Origin of the sequence: Flavobacterium sp. (assembly GCF_044341265.1) — a bacterium.
Taxonomy (GTDB): Bacteria; Bacteroidota; Bacteroidia; order Flavobacteriales; family Flavobacteriaceae; genus Flavobacterium.
Window position 1 is genome coordinate 1 of sequence record NZ_JBIISA010000024.1, and the last position, 20,833, is coordinate 20,833.

The following is a 20,833-nucleotide window of genomic DNA, read 5'->3' on the forward strand; positions in this document are numbered from 1 at the left end:
CAATATAAACTGACAAAGTCCTTATCAATTGATAAGTCTATTAACTTTGCAGGCTTGATGGTTCACTTTGTCAGTTTTGGTTGTTAGCATAAAATTACGAATAATTCAATGCACAAAGCTAAAGGCTGGGTTTGGGCTTGCTGTCTAGTTTCCATGGAAAATAAGCTGGCCATTTCAATTTTATCTTTCTAAAAAATGTTGTAGTTTTGTTTTGGTCTGTGTCGGCAGCAGCAACAGACGCAAAGCCGCAGACGTTAGCAGCAAGTGTAAAAAAAATCGTTTGAAATGAAAAATTTCCTTTATTTATTATTATCATTTTTTGCTATTAGTTGCTCAACTTCAAAAAGTTTAAATTTTGAAAGCTCGTTAATTTCAATAATTAAATCCGAAGAGTTTACAAAAAATTATAGATTATGTGAAAAGAAAACTGATACGATTTTGATTTATAATAATCTCGATAGTAAGATTGAAAAAAAGTTCTCAAACATAGATTGTGGAAAAACTATTATGATAGAAAATAATGGTTTTCCAATCGATATGAATAAACATGTAAAATTTGATGATCAAAAAATAATTTTATACAAGTTGGAAATTGTTGGCAAAAAAAGGATTTTTACATTTTTAAATAACCATTCAAATATGAATTTGAAAATTTCAATTAATCATCGAAATGTAATTAAACTTGTCGAGCGTGGATTCTTTTAAAAACACCAGCTGCTAACACCAGTTTTCGCCTATTGCTGGGCTTGCGCATGCTGTTTTGTTTTTCATGGACAATAATCTGGTGATTACAATTTTATCTTCCAAAGAAATTTAGTAGATTTGTTTTGGCCAGTGTTCGCAGCAGCAACAGAGCGAAAGCTGGGGAACGTTGGCAGAAATTTTATATGAAACACTACATACTTATACTTTTAACATTAACGCATTTATTTTCCTTTGGACAAATAAAGCCAAATAATAAAACTGATTTCAACACAATTTTTATTTGTATTGATAGTATTACTTACAAAAATTTATTTCAAAACAAGTTTCTAAAAGACACATTATTATTTTGTAAGGAAAGTCATCAAGAGACAAATGACAATTCATATACAGGCAAATACTTTATTGGAGAATCTTCTACAATAGAATTTTTCCAACCCAAAAAATCTGACAAAGTTGGAGACAATTTTGGTGATTGGGGAATTGAATTTAAAACTCGTAAAATCGGCATACTAGACGACATAATTGGAAAATCAAAATTGCTTAAATATCCAATTGATACTTCTACAACCACATTTTTAGATAGTTTAACTATTATTCCTTGGTATAAAACTTTAAGTTTCAAAACTTCTAAAAATGAATTGTCAATTTTAGAATATCAAAATGAATACTTAAAGTATTTAGGTTTTACTAGTGACCAAATGAACAAGTCAATGACTTATAAAGAGTATAATAGTATTTTATCAAATGGAAAAAAATATCCAAGACAGTTTTCAATGGTAACCTATATTAAACTTTATGCAGACAAAAAACTTATTGATGATTTACAAAAGTTTGGAATAATGAATAATTGTGAAAAAACAAAAAATAAAATTGCTAATAGTGAAACAACAATCGAATTTATCGAAGTACAAAAGTTGCCGAAATTTCAAATAAAGGAAATAACAATTTCACTTTTGACAGAACAGAATAATCGTATTGTAAAAATTAGCGATAATCTTTTCATAAAAATAAAAGGTAAAAAAGCTAAACTTATTTTTAAGGACAACAAATAAAAAAACTTCTGCCAACACATGCTAAAACTCATGGCTAATTTTTCGGTAAATTGTTCGTTTCTTTTTCCTAAATTCGTTTTGTGCTAGTGGAGAAATCTCGGTCGCCAAGCCGCCACGAGTTCTAGCATCGAACGTTAGCAGAAAAAGCTGTTTATGGCTACTCGCCATTTTTAGGTAATTAATAGGAATTTTGTTTAGACCATTCTCAAAAAATATAACATTCCCAAAATGAAAAGAATTGAGATCGTATTAATTAGTCTTTTAGTAGCTTTTATATTGTATTTTGCTTTTTACAAACCCAACAAAATCAGTATTGAAGGCAACTGGGACATACAAAAAATAGTGCTCGATGGAAAACAAATCTATCCTACCGAAGTAGATAAATATCTAAAATTTGAACAGCCATTAATTATTAATAATTGGTCAAATAGTATTTTAATTCCCGGAATGAATGAAGATGTTTCAGTAAAATATGAAATAAAAAAGAACTCCGATGACTCGTTTAAAATAGTCTTATCTTCAAATGAAAAAGCCCTAAATGGTGATTTTGCTATCAAATTGGACACTACTTTTATTACTATGAGAAATTATAAAGTCTTTTTAAAAATTGGCTCAGGTAAAACTACATTTCAATTAAAAAAAGAAATCAATATTATTCCAAAAAAACCTGAATTTCCAAGAAAAGGTCAAGTGTAAAACTTCAAAAAAACCGTCTCGTTTTCAAAACAAGACGGTTTTTAACTTATGAAAAAAAATAATTATAACGGAATGTTTCCGTGTTTGCGTTTTGGTGTGTCTACCACTTTATTTTCAAGCATACTGAATGCTTTTAATAATTTTCTTCTAGTATCTTTTGGTAAGATAACCTCATCAATAAAACCACGTTGCGCAGCTGTGTAAGGATTAGCAAACAACTCAGCATATTCTGCTTCTTTTTCTAATAATTTAGCTGCTGGATCGGCTGCTTCGCTAATTTCTTTTTTGAAGATAATTTCTGAAGCTCCTTTTGCTCCCATTACAGCAATTTCTGCACTTGGCCAAGCAAAGTTCATATCGGCACCAATGTGTTTAGAGTTCATTACGTCATACGCACCACCATAAGCTTTACGAGTAATCACAGTAACTCTAGGCACTGTAGCTTCGCTGAAAGCATATAATAATTTCGCTCCATGAACGATAATTCCGTTCCATTCTTGGTCGGTTCCAGGTAAGAATCCGGGAACGTCTTCTAACACTAACAATGGAATGTTGAAACAATCGCAGAAACGTACAAATCGAGCCGCTTTGATAGAAGATTTCACATCCAAACATCCTGCTAAAAACTTAGGATTGTTTGCAACTATACCAATACTTCTTCCTCCTAAACGAGCAAAACCTACAATAATATTTTCTGCAAAATCTTTATGAATTTCAAAGAAAGAATCTTCGTCGATGATGTTGTCAATTACATCATGCATATCATAAGGCTTGTTGGCATTATCAGGAACGATAGTATCCAATTTCTCACGAACTTCTTCGTTGGTTACATAAGGTAATTTTGGCGTAGTTTCTCTGTTGTTTTGTGGCAAATAACTCAATAATTTTTTGATGTCTTCCAAACACTCAATTCCGTTTGGAGAAGTAATATGTGCTACACCAGATTTAGTTGAGTGCGTACTTGCTCCACCTAATTCTTCTGAAGTAACTTCTTCATTAGTCACAGTTTTCACAACATTTGGACCAGTTACAAACATATAACTGTTTCCTTCAACCATCATAGTAAAATCGGTCATAGCAGGCGAATAAACTGCTCCACCAGCACAAGGTCCCATAATGGCAGAAATCTGCGGAATTACACCACTAGATTGCACATTTCTATAAAAAATATCGGCATAACCACCAAGCGAACGAACACCTTCTTGAATTCTTGCTCCACCAGAGTCGTTTAATCCAATCATTGGCGCACCACTTTTTAGAGCCATGTCCATTACTTTACAGATTTTCTCGGCATGAGTTTCTGATAATGAACCTCCAAAAACAGTAAAATCTTGTGCAAAAACATACACTACTCTACCATTAATTGTTCCGTAACCTGTTACAACACCATCGCCATAAACGATTTCTTTTTCCATTCCAAAGTCGGTCGTTCTGTGCGTTACCAACATTCCGATTTCTTCAAAAGAACCTTCATCCATAAGATATTCGACACGTTCACGAGCCGTTAATTTCTTTTTGGCATGATGTGATGCAATTCTTTTTTCGCCTCCACCTAATTTGGCTAAAGCAATTTTATCGTTTAATATTTTAATTTTATCTTCCATTTTATTTTATGTGTCAATGAGTTAATGTGAAAATTAGATAATTACTTTTTACTAATCACTTTTCACTAATCACTTATTATAGGTAATCTTAAGATTTTTTTATCAGCAACATATTGTTTTAAAGCTACCATCGCCGCAATTTCAGCCTCGATATCTAAATTAGCTTTCAGTTTTTCAGGACTGTAATACGCTTTTACAAAACCAGTATCAAAATCACCTGAACGGAAGGCTTCGTGTTCCATCACAAATTTTCCGAATGGTAAAGTTGTAGCAACACCTTCCACGTGATAATTATCGATAGCTTTAATCATTAACTCGATAGATTCTTCACGAGTTTTTCCATAAGTTACCAATTTGGAAAGCATTGGATCATAGTAAATTGGCACATCCATACCTTCTTCGATACCATTATCTACACGAATTCCTTCGCCTTCTGGTAACTTATAAGTACTTAAATTTCCAACATTTGGTAAAAAATCATTCATTGGATCTTCGGCATATACACGAAGTTCCATAGCATGACCATGAATTACTAAATCTTCTTGTTTGATTTCTAAAGCTTCGCCACGAGCCACTTTTATTTGCAATTCAACCAAGTCTAAACCAGAAACCATTTCAGTAACTGGATGCTCTACTTGCAAACGCGTATTCATTTCGAGGAAATAGAAATTGTGTTTATCGTCTAATAAAAACTCAACAGTTCCAGCTCCAAGATAATCACAAGCACGAGCTACTTTTACAGCGGCTTCTCCCATTTTTTTACGCATTTCTGGAGTTAAAATAGATGATGGTGCTTCCTCAACCACTTTTTGATGACGACGTTGAATACTACATTCTCTTTCAAATACATACAAAACATTTCCATGACTATCAGCCATAATTTGAATTTCGATATGACGCGGTTTGGTTACATATTTTTCAATAAAAACCGAACCATCACCAAAAGCATTGGTAGCTTCAGAAATAGCACGTTCCATTTGAGATTCAAAATCTTCTTCTTTCTCTACAATACGCATTCCTTTTCCACCACCACCAGCAGAGGCTTTAATCAAAATTGGAAAACCAACTTCCTGAGCTGTTCTTTTAGCTTCTTCCACATCAATAATAGCATGATCAACTCCAGGAACCATCGGAATATCATATTTCATAACCGCTTCCTTTGCGGCTAATTTACTTCCCATCATTTCGATAGCTTTCGATTTTGGTCCGATGAAAATGATGTTGTTTTTTTCACATTCTTCAGCGAAAGCGGAATTTTCACTTAAAAATCCGTATCCCGGATGAACTGCATCAACACCAAGTTCTTTACAAACTTCAATGATTTTATCACCGCGTAAATACGATTGACTTGAAGCTGCTTCACCAATACAAACCGCTTCATCAGCATATTTTACGTGAAGTGCATTTCTATCGGCAGTTGAAAATACGGCTACCGTTTTGATGCCCATTTTCTTTGCTGTTTTCATTACCCTTATGGCAATTTCACCACGATTGGCAACTAATATTTTGGTTATTTTTTTCATATATTGATTTTTTTTTGCCGCAAAGACACTAAGACGCTAAGTTATTTTTTATTTCAAGACTCTAATTATATTTTTGTGTCTTTGTGGCTTCGTGGCTAATTCCGTGTCCTATTATTCGAATTCAATTAACAATTGTCCTTTGTCTACAGCGTGACCTTTTTCTACAGCAATAGATTTAATTACTCCATCACGAGGTGAAAGGAAACTATTTTCCATTTTCATGGCTTCAAGAATTAGTAAAGGATCATTTTCTTTAACTGTTTGTCCAACTTCTACATTAATTTCTAGAATTAATCCTGGCATTGGAGCTTTGATAGCATTAACCACTTTAGTTCTGCCACGCTCAATTCCCATACTTTTGATTTGAATATCTAAAGCATCTTCAATAGCAACTTCATACGTATTGTTATTTACTTTAACAGTATACTTTTTTGCTAAAAAATCGGAAGAAACAATTTCGGCTTTATAAGGTTTGTGATTTTTCAAAACGTGGAATTTGTCTTTTTCCACACTAACGGCATCAAGATTTTTGAGGTCACTTTCTGATAAATCAAACGAAGTAGCATGATTAACAGAAAGCTTATAATTATTGCTCATATTGATTGGTTTTTATTGGAAGTAAATTTAGGAAAAGAAAACGTTTTCGGAACTGATAATTATCAGAAAATTGGAAATTTAATATAGCTTTAATATAAAAAAAGACTCCAACTTATAAGCTGGAGTCTTTTTTTATGGTTTTGAATTTAAAATTATACTTTCTTTTCTAAGTCAAATTTTAAATCAATTTCTACTGATTCTGCAATTTTACTTTTAACTACAGAAGGAATTTTGATATTATAATCTGCAGGTTTAACTTTAAAACTACAAGTTGCCACCAGCTTTTCACCAGATTGCACAAATGTGATCTTTGTCTTTACTTTTTTGGTAACACCATGTAAAGTTAAATCGCCTTCAACATCGAAAGTTGCTTTACCTGCAGCTACTTTTGCAGCATCAAAATTGGTAACTTTTCCTTTAAAGGTAGCTTTTGGAAATTTATCACTTTCAATATAATTTTCATTAAAGTGTTCTTCCATTAATGGCACTTTAAATCGAAATGCTTTCACCAACGCCAAAACAGCAATATCACCAGTAGATTTATCAAAAATACAAGAAACAGTGTTGTTTTTAGCTGCTACTTCCTCAAAAGCAGGCATTGATGCTTCAAATTTAATCTCTCCTGAACGTGTCATCATCTTTTGTGAAAACAAGCAAGTCGAAAACAATAATCCAGTAAATAATAGTATCTTTTTCATAGCGATTTTTTTTAGTTTGGAAATCCGTTAGCAGCCCATTTTTTGATTGTATTAATTCTTGTTTGCGGCATTCTTCCTGATTGTGGCATCACTGCACCACAAGATTGGTCGTCAATTCTACAAATCATGTTTCCGCTTTCTGCTGCATCTCTTACTTGTGCGTAGGTTTCCATTGTTGGTAATTCGCCTCCTGCAACGCTATGACATGACAAACAATTGTTTACAATAATGGGTTTTACATTGTCTGTGTATGTTGGATTAGCAACCTCTCCAGAAATTTCTGTATAGGTTTGTGACTCACATGAAAACCCTATAAAACAGGCAATCATCAATACTATTATAATTTTTAATGCTCTCATAATTTAGAATACTCTATACATGTTAAACCCAAAATAAATTCCTTTTCCTTCTGTAATTCCGTTAGCATTGGTAAAATAACTAACATCATTCATTGCTTGACTGTTAGAGAAAACCAATTGGAATATATGTCCACCTGTTTCAATATCCATACCAATTGATAGAGGATTATGATAAAAACTTGTTTCTCTTGCATTCAATCGAGCTGCATATTCCATATTCATACTAATTCTTTTAGACAATTTATATCTTCCGCCAAGTGCTAAAAGAAAATTATCTTTTTCTTCAAATAATGGCTCATATAAGTTTTTGTGAATGTAAATCGGATTTAGTTCCATCGAAAAACTATTAGAAAACTTTCTTGAAATTGGTAATTGCGTACTAAAAGCAAATCTGCTTGATGATTTTAACTCAGGAAATTCATCTTTGCTTAATTTAGAATTGATGTCCATAGTATTGTAACCAACAATTGTTACAGGAAAACCATTAACTTCTTGGTTTGCAAATTTATACTTTGCAGTAAACTCATAGTTTTTATTTAATGTATGACGAGAAAAACCAAGAGTTAGCCAATCGGTTGCACCATACAAACCTCCAATTTTAGTTAAGGCATTGTCTAAACCAAAAAAGTTGTCTAAACCATCTGTTAAATCGCCAAATCTATGTGCTACTAAAAAATACCACTCGCCTTTTGCAGCAAGTTTAGTCGATTGCATTGTGCATACTTGCAAACCTTTGAATGCTGCAATTTCAATCTCCTTTTTTCCTTTATTCTCAGAATCTAATTCATTCAATAAATCATCTTGTGCATTGGAAAATCCGAATACAAATAGAAAAAATACTGAAAAAGCAATTTTAGATAATTTCATTTTTCTTGTTCTTATTTTACGATTAAACATTGATCTAATTTTAATTCTTCTAAAAGGTCATCATAACCAGTTACACGTCCTTTAATGTTAACTTGACTTCCAATAGCAACTTTTTCAGCAACTTGTAATTGACAAGAAACCTTCTCATCTAAAGTGATTACATTTTCACCAACATTGGTGACTTTTCCTGAAATTTCAACTGTTTTGTTTAAATACTTGGCAGTTGCCGTTTCTGAATTATTTGAAAACTCACTAAAAACATCAGTTGCTGATGTAGTGAATTCGGATTTTTCAGTTTGTATATCTCTAGCTCCACCAGTCATTATATAATTGTATCCAAAATAACCTGCAGCTACAATCACAATTAGTCCAATTAATAACTTTACTTTTTTACTCATGTTTAAAAAAAAAAATAGAGTTCACAATTAAGCAAACTCTAATATTAATAGATTTTACTTGTATTAGTTAATGATAACCTTTTTCCAAGATTTTTCAGAATCATTTTGTAATTCTAAAAAGTAAACTCCAGATTGAAGTCCACTAACTTTTAGTTCAACTTCGTTAGATTCATCTGTAACTTCAATTGTTTTAACTAAAGCTCCTGTTTGACTATATACGTTTACTTTAGATAGATTGGTTTTAGTTTTAATAGAAAATTCACCAGAAGAAGGATTTGGAAAAATTGAAGTAGCATTTAAAGAAAAATCTTCTGTTCCTAAAATTGTGAAAGAACCAGTTGCAAATCCTCTATTTGTATTACCATGATTAGCTAAACTAGTAGAAGCACTACTTGATCTTGCCCATGCTACACTGATAGAATTTGTTGAAGCATAAGGTAACTGAAAATCGTTAGTATCAGAATTTGTTAGTGCTCTTTCAAGCGTTAAAGTTCTTATTCCTGTAGTTGTATTTTCATTATTTGACATTGTTGTCCAATCTTGACTTGCATCGGCAGCAGGAGAGGTAAATCCAACATAATTTCTATCATTTAATGAAGTAGTGTAAACAATTACATCACCACTTGACATTGAAAACCCAGAGGAAACACCTAAACCAAGAGCAAACCATCTATCTGACGGTCCTGTTAAAACCAACGTTACTTTGGAAGTTGTGTTGTTTAATGTAAATTGAGCAGTCATGTTTGATGCTAAATTGATAATTGGTGTTGCTTTTGATTGTGAAAATCCCTTGACACCAAATGCAAGAGCAAATAATAAAATAGTAATTTTTTTCATAGTTATTTATTTTAGCAAGTTTATAATTTCTTCGTAATTAAATTCTACGGCATACTCAAAAGCCGTTTTATTTTGATTGCATTTTAGTTCTTTATTAGCCTTTTCTTCTACTAATTTTTTGACCATTTCTGGATTATTAAATTGAACAGCCAACATCAATGCTGTCATTCCGTTTTGATCTTTTAAATCTATATTCGCTCCATTGAGAAGCAATTTATCTACCAATTCAAATTCACCTTTTACAACGCAAGCCATTAATGCTGTTCCGTTTTTTGAAACATAATTTACTTCTGCTTTGTTGTCAATTAAAAAGTTCGCCACTGCATCATTACCTCTATAACAAGCTAATATAAGCATACTTGAACCTTTATCATCAATGGCGTTAACAATGCTTTTATCTTTTTCAAAAAGTGATTTAATATCAGATAAAATGCCTTTTCTAGCCACATCAAAACAATTAACATCTTGAGCAAAAACAGCATTTATTGACAATAAAAAAATTAACAGAATCTTTCGCAATTTATCTTTTTTTATACAAATTTATTAATTTTATGATATATATCATTGTTTCAGTGTAAATAAATGTTTACGAAATAGAATTTTTCAACTCTTGATGATTATATATACGATATGAATTAGAATTTGTATTTACAAATTGATTAATTAATTTGAAATAGAATATAAAAAACTATTCAAAGTATAATTTGAATAATAAAAGAATTTATAAAACCAAAAGTCCAAAACCTCTCAAAGTAGCAATCGATTTGGAATACCAAAACAATTCGAAATCCTCAAAATGTGTTTCGAAATCTGATTTTAATTGAGTGAATGTAGACTTAGATTCACCATAAACTGAGATTTTTTCTAAAGTAATGACCAACCAATCTGCCTTATCTTTTTCTAAAGAAATATCAAACGTTTCGGTTTTGTCATGAAAAGTCAATTTGGTCATTTCCCACGAGTTTCCTTTTTTGGATTTTGTGAAAGTTTCTGAAGTTGGCTTTCCTCCTATCCAAACAATTTTTGCTGAAGGTTTTATGTTGAAATCCGTTTCTTTTTCAAGACAAGAAACAATATAATCGGAAGGGATTTTTGTATTTGGAATTTTAAAATCAAACCAATCTTGTAGGTCATAGTCGAAGCAAATTCCGTGCATATAATTAAACAACGATTTCTTTAATCCGAAACTAAATTTGTCGTGATTGATTCCTGTTTTATCTTTAAAATTGATGTCATTATTGGCAAAAGTGATTGTATTTTGCTCAGGAATTACACCAAATTCCTCTGGAAACATTCCAACAGGCGAATGTGCTGTCATGGCAAATTGATGCCAAAAACCCGATTGTAATATTCCTAATTCAAAAAGTTGACGCACCATTTCTAAACTATCAACCGTTTCTTGAACCGTTTGCGTTGGATAGCCATACATCAAATAAGCATGAACCATAATCCCAGATTCAGTGAAATTTCGAGTTACTTGAGCAACCTGTTCAACGGTTACACCTTTTTTGATTAATTCTAAAAGTCTATCGGAAGCAACTTCCAAACCACCTGAAACCGCAATACAACCTGATGCCTTTAATAAAACACACAAATCGGAAGTAAAACTTTTCTCAAATCGAATATTGGTCCACCAAGAAACTACTAATCTTCTTTTGATAATTTCTAGAGCAACTTCACGCATCAAAGCTGGTGGCGCTGCTTCGTCAACAAAATGGAATCCGTTTTCACCTGTTTGCGCAATTAATTCCTCCATTCTATCTACTAAAATTTTAGCAGCGATTGGCTCATATAATTTGATGTAATCTAACGAAATATCACAAAACGTACATTTTCCCCAATAACATCCGTGTGCCATGGTAAGTTTATTCCAACGACCATCGCTCCACAAACTGTGCATTGGATTGGCAATTTCAATAACCGAAATATAATTTTGAAGTTGCAAATCAGAATAATCTGGAGTTCCAACTTCGCTTTGTTTATAATCTTGACGTTTTGAATTATTAATGTAAGTTACTTCTTTGTTTTGAAGAAGAAAAGTTCGTTTGAATTCATTTGTTTCACTGAGATTCATAGAGATTTCACAGAGATTTTCAAAATTATTAATTACATACTGATGAAGTAATTCTATTGGTAATTCACCATCGTCTAACGTTATAAAATCAAAGAATTCGAAAACGCGATTATCTTTTAGTTCGCGGAGTTCCGTGTTTGGAAAACCGCCACCCATTGCGATTTTAATCTTTGAAAAATGGGTTTTAATAAATTGCGCACATCTAAAAGCACTGTATAAATTTCCAGGAAAAGGAACAGAAAAGCAAACTAATTTTGGTTGCACTTCTGCTACTCTATCTTTTAGAATTTTGAGTGTAATTTTATCGATGTAAGTTGGTTCACTTTGAAGATGATTATACAATTCATCAAACGAATTAGCGCTTCTTCCTAAACGTTCAGCATAGCGACTGAAACCAAAATTTTCATCGACACATTCCACAATAAAATCAGACAAATCCTCTAAATATAATGTAGCTAAATGTTTGGCTTTGTCTTGCATTCCCATAGTTCCAAAAGCCCATTCCATGTCGTCTAATTGAGAAAATCGAGAAGCTTCGGGAAGGAAATTTCCACTACAAATTTGACGTGCAAAGGAAGAATTTTTACCTTGAAGAAATGCAATTAGAGCATCGATGGTTTTGATGTAATCTTCTTTGAGCGAATAAATTCTTTCTGGGTTGTGGGTTGTAGGTTGTAGGTTGTAGGTTGAAAACATTGCTGTCAAACCTTCTTTAGAAAAAAGTTCTAAAATAACTTCAATTCCCAAATCCATTTGGAAAGCAGAAATTCCTTTAGTATTCAGAAAACCTTTAATGTAAGCCGTTGCTGGATAAGGTGTATTCAGTTGGGTAAAAGGTGGCGTTATTAGAAGAAGGTCTTTCATAAAATAATATTAGAACTACAAAATTACTTCATATTTTTTTATGATATAGTCAGATATCGTGAATTAATCCTTAAATATATAAATTGATTTGTCGTAAACAAATTAGAATTATTTTTATCCAAAAATATTATTAATTTTGTTTATCTATTTTTTATTTTATGAAAAACATTTCACTTTTCTTAGTTCTCTTATTATCTGTACTGTGCAATGGGCAAGACTTTCAATGGGCAAGACAAGTTGAGGGAGTAGAAGATGAAAGATGTGATGCAATTGAAGTTGATGATAATGGTAACTCTTATATCATTGGTACTTCAAGTACTTTGTTGTTTGATATTGATCCAACAAATGGGCAACAAATAATTGACAACACCGCTAATAATGGTGGTAGTTCATCGCAAACCCTTTATCTAATTAAGCTTGACTCCAATGGTAATTTTGTGTGGGGCAAAACATTTAATTCATTTTCTTACTACGATAAGGCAATCGATATTAAAATAGGAACAGACGGCAATCTATATTTGTTAGCGATGACTGGAGCTTTTGATTCGACAACAACAATTTACGCTAATTATATCACAATAATAAAATTAGACCAAAATGGCACTATTTTGTTTACCAAACAGTATGGTAATCTAAACAATCCGTTGTATTATCAAAATCATTCTGCAACTTCATTTGATTTGGATAATCAAAATAATATTTACATATCTGGGTATTTTGCATTTCATCTCCAACTACATCCCACCGATCCTTTGTTTAATTTAGATTCTGGTTACAAGGATTCTTTTTTAATTAAATTAGACAGTTCAGGAAATTTGTCTTATGCAAAAAAACTTAATGTTAATTACACTAATGACCATTTGGAAAGAGTAAATGTAGCTCCTGACGGAAATTTAAATTTATTGCTATCTAATGGAGATAATCAGAGCCTTTCAAGCTATGGTTATCATATCATAAAAATAAACAGCTCTGACGGCAATGAAATATGGAGAAAATATCTTGAAAATCAGATCCCTACCGAATTAGGAACTGATAATTTTGGGAATATCGTTATTGCTGGGCAAGCAAGAAATTCCTATGGACCGCAAATAGATGTAGATCCTTCTACCACTACCTATCTGATACCACCAAAAAAATACCTGCTATGGCTAGACGGTAATGGAAACTTTTTAGATGCCAAAAGTTATACGTCAACAGGAATTGGTCCCACAATGTTTTTCACAAAGATTACTTTTGATTCAGATAATAACACATATGTTGGTGGTAATTTTTATTTTCAATTTGATGCTGATCCATCATCAAACATTACTATGCTTGTTAATACAACTCTGACTTATTGTTCTGATATTTACCATTCAATATTCAGTATTAAGTTTGACAACAATAGAAACTTTCTGACTGCTTTTAAATATGGGCAGTACAGTACTTATTGTCCTAATTTATATGTCAATGACATCAAGATAAAAAATGGTTATCAGTATTATGTTGGCAATTTTGGACACGCCTACATAGATCTTGATCCTTCGGTTAATGATTATACTTTTCATGTTAGTCCAACCAATACACCTTATGGAGATGGGTATATCTTAAAGCTTGGCCCTTGTGACAGTTTATTGCCTAATGCATCAGGTAACCAATCTTTTTGCTCTTCACAAAACCCAACAGTCAGCAGTTTATCTCCTAACTCAAGTTCATTTAGATGGTATTCATCTCTAACTTCTACCATCCAGTTACTGCAAACAACTCCGTTAATCAACGGACAAACCTACTATGTATCAAAACAAATTGGCAGTTGTCCTGAAAGCGCAAGATTACCCGTAACTGTAACTATAAATCAATCTCCATTACCACCAATAACAAATAATCAAATATTTTGTGAAAGTGATAACGCGACAATTTCAACACTAATAGCTAATGGATTAAACATAAAATGGTATGCATCACTTACAGATACAACTGAGCTTCCTTCTAATCATTTGCTAACAAGTGTAAACTATTATGCAACTCAAACCATTAATAATTGTGAAAGTGATAGAATCGCTATAAATGTTACTGTAAATTCAAATTCACTTCCAACGGTAACATCACCACAAAAATTCTGTATTCAACAAAATGCAACACTAAACGATATTATAATTTCAGGTTCAAATATCAAATGGTATAATGCTTCAACTGGAGGAAATTTATTGCCAAACTCAACTATTTTGTTAAATAGTACAACCTATTATGCATCACAAACCATTAATGGCTGTGAAAGCAGTAGAGTTCCTGTTTTAGTCAATATACAAAATACTCCAACACCAACTGGACCAAGTTTACAAACCTTTTGTTCTACTCAAAATCCAACTTTAATTGATCTCACGATAAACGGAACAAATGTAATTTGGTACAATTCAAACACAGGTACAATTCCACTTTCTGGAACTACCAACCTTATAAATGGTGGAATATATTATGCCTCTCAAACCATAAATAGTTGTGAAAGTGTAAATAGATTACCAATAACTGTATCATTAATAAATACTTTAAATGCAAACAATTATTCAGAGGTAATTTGTGACAATTTGAATGATGGAAATGAAATTTTAGATTTAGCAACTTATAATTCGCTATTAATTTCTAATACTTCAAATTGCACGTTTGAATATTACAATTCATTGTCAGGAGCCACAAATCAATCAACGATAAACTTAATTACAGCAACAAACAACTATAACTTGATTACAGGAAATCATATCATTTATGTAAGAATTAATTCTAACAATGGTTGTCATCAAATAGTAGAATTGACTTTAACTTTAGTTAATAAACCTATCGTATTAATTGCTGATATAACACCTATTTGTACAGGAAACAATATTACAATTTCAGCTGGATTAGGCTTTGATACCTATAATTGGTCAACTGGCGAAATTTCACAATCAATTGTTATAAATCAAGAAGGAAATTACAGCGTTACCGTAACTAAAAATAACTTTGGTACGATATGTTCTACTACAAAAATTTTGAAGTCGTACTTTCAAACATCGCAACTATATCCAACATTGAAACAATTGATTGGACAGATAATGAAAATATCATAACGGTCAATATTGATAGTAATAGTTTGGGAGATTATGAATATTCATTAGATGGAATTCACTACCAAGATAGTAATGTTTTTAATGGCTTATTTAGTGGACAATATTCTGTTTATGTTCGTGATAAAAATGGTTGTGGAATTGTAAAAAAAGACATATATTTATTTAGCTATCCAAGATATTTCACTCCTAATTCTGATGGAATTAATGATATTTGGAAAATTAATTTTTCAGAAAAAGAGCCAACAATAAACATCAAAATATTTGATAGATTTAGTAAATTATTAAAAAACACAAGTGATAATGGATGGGATGGAACTTATAATGGGCAGTTAATGCCTTCTGATGATTATTGGTTCGTAATAACCAGAGCTAATGGCAAAGAATATAAAGGACATTTTACTCTAAAAAGATAAAACCTTAATTGAAAGTTAAAGACATTTCTATTAATTCAATTTTAAGTATTTTTACAAAAAAATTCAAACATGCCTAGCGACTGTATAACGTACCAAAATTCTGGATATTTCACTAAATTGATGATAGATTATTTTGATGAAACGTCAGAGTTGAAGCCGTTTTACAATCATTTTCCGAAAATTGAGAATTTCAAAAGTCAGATAGAAGAAAAAAGTAGCAACTTCAATAGCAATGGCAAAAGAGAAATTTTAGTTTCTGAACTTGAAAAACAATATCAAAATTTTGAAGTTTCCAAAACAACTTTATACAACATTAAACTTTTAAACAACGCTAACACTTTTACAATTACTACTGGTCATCAATTAAATTTATTCACTGGACCATTGTATTTTTTATATAAAATTGTTTCTACAATCAATCTTTGCAAACAATTAAAGAAAGAGTATCCTGAAAATAATTTTGTACCCATTTATTGGATGGCTACAGAAGATCATGATTTTGATGAAATCAATTATTTTAATTATCAAGGTAAGGTTTTTAGATGGAATCGTGAGAGTTCTGGACCTGTTGGACGTTTATCAACAGAAGGTTTAGATAAAGTTTTCGATTTATTTTCTAAAGAGATTGGAACTTCAAATAATGCCAATTTTTTAAAAAAGCTATTTGAAAATGCTTATTTAAAACATTCAAATTTAGCCGATGCTACTCGATATTTGGCTAACGAATTGTTCCAAAATGAAGGCTTAGTTATTATTGATGGTGATTCAATTGAATTGAAGAAACTATTTATTCCGTTTGTAAAAAAAGAGCTTTTAGAACAAACCTCATTCAAAAAAGTTACAGAAACCAACGAACTTTTGAAAGACTATTTCGTACAAGTAAATCCTCGTGAAATCAATCTATTTTACATAGAAGATAATTTACGTGAACGAATTATTTTTGAAAACAACATATATAAAGTAAATAACACAACCTTTGAATTTTCTGAAAGTGAAATTCTAACCGAATTAGAAAATCATCCTGAAAAGTTTAGTCCAAATGTAATTACACGACCTCTATACCAAGAAGTTATTTTACCAAATCTGTGTTATATCGGTGGTGGTGGTGAAATAGCGTATTGGCTAGAATTAAAATCAAGTTTTGAAGAAAACAACATCACTTTTCCCATGCTGTTGCTAAGAAATTCGGTTCTTTTAGCAACACAAAAGCAAGCTGAAAAAGCAGATAAATTAGAACTATCTTGGAATGATTTATTTTCTAATCAAAGAGTATTATTAGATTCAAAAACTAAAGAGTTTTCAGAATTTGCAATTGATTTTACAGAGCAAAAAGAACATTTGAAAAAGCAATTTGAAAACTTATACACCATTGCTAATCAAACCGACAAATCATTTATTGGAGCAGTAAAAGCTCAAGAAATCAAACAATTAAAAGGTTTAGATAATCTTGAAAAACGCCTTTTGAAAGCTGAAAAAAGAATTCATACAGAAAAGCTTAATCGAATAGTTTCAGTACAAAACGAACTGTTTCCAGGTCAAAGTCTTCAAGAGCGAAAAGCTAATTTTTCAGAATTTTATTTAGAATTTGGAAAAGATTTAATTTCCGAAATAATAGATAATTTAAAACCTCTTGAAACAAACTTTACCATATTAGAATTATAAAAACATAATTAAAATGAAAAAAACATTACTCCTATTTCTATTGTTTTTTGGAATTTCTTACGCAAACTATTCACCTACAGTTGGAATTCTTGAAAATGAATCTACAACTTATCCAACAATTAGTATTATTGGAACAGCAAGTTCGGGTTGGGGAACTGATATAGTCATGGCAACAACTGATGGAATAACGTATACCTTAACAGATTACACTTTATCAAATGGTGAATTAAAATTTCGTCAAGATTATGATTGGGCCACAAATTGGGGAGGAACAAATTTTCCTTCTGGTACTGGAATTTTAAATGGAACCAATAATATTCCTATTCAAGCTGGTATTTATACAATCACATTTAATAGAACAAATGCAACTTATACCTTTATAGGAACTACATTCCCAAGTATTGGAATTTGGGGTCCAGCGGTTAACTCTCAATTAGGATATACAGCGCCAGATGTTGATATGAATACAACTGATGGAATTAATTACACTTTATCAGGCTTTTACTTTTCAAGCGGTAATGCCTACTTTAGACAAGATAATGATTCTGCATTTACTTGGGGCAGTACTATATTTCCTTCTGGAACAGCAGTTGCAAATGGTCCTTCACTTTTCATTTCTGGAGGTGAATGGTTTGTTACATTTAATAGATTAAATGGAAATTATAGTTTTACTTATCCGAGTATTGGAATTCTTGGTACTGCTTTAAATGGATTTAATGTTGCAGATACCGACTTAATTACAACAGATGGTTTTAACTATTACATCTCTGATTTAGTTCTAAATAATGGAGAAGTAAAATTTAGAAAAGATAATCTTTGGACATCAAATTGGGGTTCAGCAGCATTTCCCTCTGGAACTGGGACTCAAAATGGATTAAATATTCCAGTAACTGCAGGAACATATTCTATAACTTTTGATAAATCGACCGGGAATTATACATTTATGCAAATGTTATCCAATACTAATTTCAACTTAAAGAATTTAACTATTTATCCAAATCCAACCAATAAAGACTGGAATTTTTCTTCAAAAGAAATAATTAAATCAATTGAAATTTTAGATGTTTTAGGAAAAATTATTTTTAATTCAAATATTAAATCTGAAAATATAACTATTGACACAACACAATTCAATAGTGGAATTTACTTTGCAAAAATTTCGTCAGGAAATTCAATTCAGACTATAAAACTTATAAAAAATTAGAAATAATAAATTTGCCTTAATAAATCCTCAATCAATTACTTGTGGATTTTTTTTTTCAATATAGAAACACTACTTTTGCACCCGAATTGAAACAAAAAAACAAATAAATTAAAATAAAAATGGCTACAAATAGAACATTTACAATGATTAAGCCTGATGCTGTTGAAAACGGACACATCGGTGGGATTTTAAACATGATTACAGAAGGTGGTTTCAAAATCGTTTCTTTGAAATTAACTCAATTAACTATTGCTGATGCTCAAGCATTTTATGCTGTTCACGCTGCAAGACCATTCTTCGGTGAGTTAGTTGAATTCATGACAAGAGGTCCAATCGTTGCTGCAATTTTAGAAAAAGAAAATGCTGTAGAAGATTTCAGAACTTTAATCGGTGCTACTAACCCAGCTGATGCTGCTGAAGGAACAATCCGTAAAAAATATGCTACTTCAATCGGAGAAAATGCAGTACACGGTTCAGATTCAGATGAAAATGCTGCTATCGAAGGTGCTTTCCATTTTTCTGGAAGAGAGCAATTCTAGTATTCAGTGTTCAGTCGCAGTTGGCAGTAATGTAAATTGTACAAAATACAAAATCTCGTTTCTTTATGGAAACGAGATTTTTTTTAACTATATTTTTCAAACAACGATTGAACAACTTTATCAATTTTTTCAAAACGTAGCTTTCTTTCAATCTTTTTTGGTGGAGCAACACGTTCCAGACAATCCTCAATAGAACAAGTTTCACAGGTCACACCAACTTTTCTTCTTTGAATAGTTTCATCTTCCAAAAACTGAATCTTACTTTGTGAATGTGTCGAAATCATAATTCCTAAAGCAATACTTCTGTAATACCCATTTCTAAAAGGATCTTTAGTCGCAGATGACAATACAAAATACTCATTATCGGTATGATTATAACTAGAAATTTGAGTGTCAAAAAGATGGTTTTTATCTGAATTCGGAATCTCACCTAACGTTTTAATAGAAACCCATCTTCTGCAATAATGCTCATTATTTTCATTAGCATGCGGTTCCAATAAATTAGTAATGTGCAATTCTTTTGTCAACTGAAAATCATTTCGCTCTGGTTTGTAATTGAACCGCAAGAAAAACAAATTCTTCAAATTAAAATCTTTTGACAAAATATTAGTCAAACGCTGGTAAAAGGTTTCAGGCGAATCGGTAAACTTCAAAATCAAATCGGTAAAATCAGTTGGATTAAAAGTCTTTTTCTCAAAAACAACCTTCAATTCTTTTACTAATTCTTTCCTCGGAATTAATAAAGCTCCTGCAAAATAAGACGCAAAAAAGTTGTTCAAAACCTGGTCAAAACTTTCAAATTTTATCCATGAAAAAGTGTACAATCTATCGCTTATTTCCATATAATTATAAGCAATTTCCTTAGCATAGATAAACATTCTTTGCGAAACATCAGCACTTTTAGAAATCAGCAAAGTCTTCGATTTTGGCACAAAAACAGAACGTAAATACACCAACTCTTCATGCTCCGTCAACTCTTCGTTGTTTATCGTATAACCATACTCATCAACCAGAATTTCTTCCAAATCAGCAACGCTCAACTTTTGGGTTAAATCCAATGAATAAGCTTTGGCAAACTTCTCAACTTGCAACTCAATTTCATCAAAATAGTTGTTATTAGCTTCCTGATAAGAACGTAAAGCCGCAAGAAAAAAGCTTTCCCTAGTTAGATTGTAATGTTTGGCAATTTCAAATAACGTACTGATAAAAGCATTCACTTTTACAGGAGCTTCCGCAATAATATCAATCAAATCACTTTCCTTAATTCCGAAAATATCTAATGGAATTTCTTTCAAAATTCTGGATTGCAAAATCTCACCAATCGGAGCCAAATTCTTATCCAACTTCAACGAAACCATCTGGTCGTAAGTCGAATCTAAAGCTTCCGACAAAAGCAAAATCTTGTCTCTTTTCGGATACTTCTTCCCTTTTTCTATCTCATTCAAATACGATTTAGAAAGTCCCGTAACTTTGGCCAAACCAAACAAAGAAAGGTTTTTATCGGTTCTGATTTGTCGCAATTTCAAACCAAATATCAGTCTAATATATTCTTCTTCAATCATAATTATTAAGGAGCGAATGGCTCGGGCTATATTGGTAATCCATATTCCTGCCTTCCGCAGTATCTTTTTTTACAAAAAAGGATACTTGCTCCAGTC

General features: G+C 31.6%; 19 protein-coding genes. 7 read left to right on the plus strand and 12 right to left on the minus strand.

Annotated elements, in window-relative coordinates:
* Positions 1-118 precede the first annotated feature (118 nt).
* Entirely contained in the window at positions 119-316 is a 198-nt protein-coding gene (locus ACIQ06_RS11565) for a hypothetical protein (protein WP_396146480.1), read from the minus strand.
* Between the two features lie 571 nt (positions 317-887).
* Here ACIQ06_RS11565 and ACIQ06_RS11570 point away from each other — a divergent pair.
* Both ACIQ06_RS11570 and ACIQ06_RS11575 read left to right on the plus strand, forming a co-directional pair.
* Positions 888-1,757, plus strand: coding sequence for a DUF5829 family protein (locus ACIQ06_RS11570; RefSeq protein ID WP_396146482.1), 870 nt, complete (start codon positions 888-890; stop codon positions 1,755-1,757).
* Between the two features lie 228 nt (positions 1,758-1,985).
* Complete coding sequence (locus tag ACIQ06_RS11575; RefSeq protein WP_396146484.1) at positions 1,986-2,453, plus strand: hypothetical protein; 468 nt, start codon at positions 1,986-1,988, stop codon at positions 2,451-2,453.
* A gap of 62 nt (positions 2,454-2,515) precedes the next feature.
* Here ACIQ06_RS11575 and ACIQ06_RS11580 read toward each other — a convergent pair whose 3' ends face one another.
* The 10 genes from ACIQ06_RS11580 to ACIQ06_RS11625 form a co-directional block, all read right to left on the minus strand.
* On the minus strand, positions 2,516-4,057 hold the full coding sequence (locus tag ACIQ06_RS11580; RefSeq protein WP_298303206.1) for an acyl-CoA carboxylase subunit beta: 1,542 nt from the start codon (positions 4,055-4,057) through the stop codon (positions 2,516-2,518).
* A 65-nt stretch (positions 4,058-4,122) separates the two neighbouring features.
* Complete coding sequence (gene accC / locus ACIQ06_RS11585) at positions 4,123-5,580, minus strand: acetyl-CoA carboxylase biotin carboxylase subunit (RefSeq protein WP_396146486.1); 1,458 nt, start codon at positions 5,578-5,580, stop codon at positions 4,123-4,125.
* Between the two features lie 111 nt (positions 5,581-5,691).
* Positions 5,692-6,177 carry a biotin/lipoyl-containing protein gene (locus tag ACIQ06_RS11590; protein WP_396146488.1) on the minus strand — a complete coding sequence of 162 codons (486 nt, stop codon included), beginning with the start codon at positions 6,175-6,177 and terminating at the stop codon, positions 5,692-5,694.
* 152 nt (positions 6,178-6,329) lie between these two features.
* Positions 6,330-6,875 carry a YceI family protein gene (locus ACIQ06_RS11595; protein WP_396146490.1) on the minus strand — a complete coding sequence of 182 codons (546 nt, stop codon included), beginning with the start codon at positions 6,873-6,875 and terminating at the stop codon, positions 6,330-6,332.
* Positions 6,876-6,886: 11 nt separating this feature from the next.
* Positions 6,887-7,234: a hypothetical protein gene (locus tag ACIQ06_RS11600; protein ID WP_396146492.1), complete on the minus strand. Its 348-nt coding sequence runs from the start codon at positions 7,232-7,234 to the stop codon at positions 6,887-6,889.
* A gap of 3 nt (positions 7,235-7,237) precedes the next feature.
* Positions 7,238-8,101, minus strand: coding sequence for a DUF5777 family beta-barrel protein (locus tag ACIQ06_RS11605; RefSeq protein WP_396146494.1), 864 nt, complete (start codon positions 8,099-8,101; stop codon positions 7,238-7,240).
* A gap of 11 nt (positions 8,102-8,112) precedes the next feature.
* Positions 8,113-8,499 (minus strand): hypothetical protein, encoded by a 387-nt coding sequence (locus tag ACIQ06_RS11610; protein ID WP_344816206.1) that lies wholly within the window; start codon positions 8,497-8,499, stop codon positions 8,113-8,115.
* 63 nt (positions 8,500-8,562) lie between these two features.
* The gene (locus tag ACIQ06_RS11615) at positions 8,563-9,336 is read right to left on the minus strand and encodes a T9SS type A sorting domain-containing protein (RefSeq protein ID WP_396146496.1); all 774 of its coding nucleotides are present in this window, start codon (positions 9,334-9,336) and stop codon (positions 8,563-8,565) included.
* 6 nt (positions 9,337-9,342) lie between these two features.
* Positions 9,343-9,855 (minus strand): ankyrin repeat domain-containing protein, encoded by a 513-nt coding sequence (locus ACIQ06_RS11620; RefSeq protein ID WP_396146498.1) that lies wholly within the window; start codon positions 9,853-9,855, stop codon positions 9,343-9,345.
* Positions 9,856-10,057: 202 nt separating this feature from the next.
* Positions 10,058-12,274, minus strand: a complete 2,217-nt coding sequence (locus ACIQ06_RS11625) for a B12-binding domain-containing radical SAM protein (RefSeq protein ID WP_396146500.1) — start codon at positions 12,272-12,274, stop codon at positions 10,058-10,060.
* Positions 12,275-12,432: 158 nt separating this feature from the next.
* Here ACIQ06_RS11625 and ACIQ06_RS11630 point away from each other — a divergent pair, with 158 nt between their 5' ends.
* From ACIQ06_RS11630 to ACIQ06_RS11650, 5 genes are all read left to right on the plus strand, one after another.
* Positions 12,433-15,357, plus strand: a complete 2,925-nt coding sequence (locus ACIQ06_RS11630; RefSeq protein WP_396146502.1) for a hypothetical protein — start codon at positions 12,433-12,435, stop codon at positions 15,355-15,357.
* Positions 15,261-15,770, plus strand: a complete 510-nt coding sequence (locus ACIQ06_RS11635) for a T9SS type B sorting domain-containing protein (RefSeq protein ID WP_396146504.1) — start codon at positions 15,261-15,263, stop codon at positions 15,768-15,770. Before ACIQ06_RS11630 ends, ACIQ06_RS11635 begins: the two co-directional genes overlap by 97 nt.
* 69 nt (positions 15,771-15,839) lie before the next feature.
* Positions 15,840-17,432, plus strand: coding sequence for a bacillithiol biosynthesis cysteine-adding enzyme BshC (bshC, locus tag ACIQ06_RS11640; RefSeq protein WP_396146506.1), 1,593 nt, complete (start codon positions 15,840-15,842; stop codon positions 17,430-17,432).
* A 13-nt stretch (positions 17,433-17,445) separates the two neighbouring features.
* The gene (locus ACIQ06_RS11645) at positions 17,446-18,636 is read left to right on the plus strand and encodes a T9SS type A sorting domain-containing protein (RefSeq protein ID WP_396146508.1); all 1,191 of its coding nucleotides are present in this window, start codon (positions 17,446-17,448) and stop codon (positions 18,634-18,636) included.
* A 119-nt stretch (positions 18,637-18,755) separates the two neighbouring features.
* Complete coding sequence (locus tag ACIQ06_RS11650; RefSeq protein WP_008253880.1) at positions 18,756-19,175, plus strand: nucleoside-diphosphate kinase; 420 nt, start codon at positions 18,756-18,758, stop codon at positions 19,173-19,175.
* A gap of 83 nt (positions 19,176-19,258) precedes the next feature.
* Here ACIQ06_RS11650 and ACIQ06_RS11655 read toward each other — a convergent pair whose 3' ends face one another.
* Complete coding sequence (locus tag ACIQ06_RS11655; protein WP_396146572.1) at positions 19,259-20,740, minus strand: helix-turn-helix domain-containing protein; 1,482 nt, start codon at positions 20,738-20,740, stop codon at positions 19,259-19,261.
* Positions 20,741-20,833: the final 93 nt, after the last annotated feature.